General features: G+C 49.4%; 2 tRNA genes. Both read left to right on the top strand.

From position 1 onward, the window contains the following. Window positions 1-49: 49 nt before the first annotated feature. Window positions 50-126: transfer RNA gene (locus MFP24_RS00265), tRNA-Ile, on the top strand. 123 nt (window positions 127-249) lie between these two features. Continuing rightward, a tRNA-Ala gene (locus tag MFP24_RS00260) sits at window positions 250-325 on the top strand. Window positions 326-332 lie beyond the last annotated feature (7 nt).

Here is a 332-nt window from a genome sequence, read left to right as displayed (position 1 = left end):
TGTCCACAACAGATTGTCTGATGAAAATAACGAGCAGAAATACCTTAATAGGCTTGTAGCTCAGGTGGTTAGAGCGCACCCCTGATAAGGGTGAGGTCGGTGGTTCAAGTCCACTCAGGCCTACCAAATTCTTTCCCATGCTGCGTTGTGAAATGACTCGCATACTGGAGTATGCTTCGCCATTGCACGCCTTGCCTGGAAAAGAATTAACTCTCTCACGAGTGGTATCTCAAGGTATCTGTAAGTCATGGGGCTATAGCTCAGCTGGGAGAGCGCCTGCTTTGCACGCAGGAGGTCTGCGGTTCGATCCCGCATAGCTCCACCATTAAAAA

The sequence above is a fragment of the Brenneria tiliae genome (assembly GCF_023347575.1).
Classification (GTDB): domain Bacteria; phylum Pseudomonadota; class Gammaproteobacteria; order Enterobacterales; family Enterobacteriaceae; genus Brenneria; species Brenneria corticis.
This window is presented reverse-complemented; position numbering and strand designations above follow the sequence as displayed.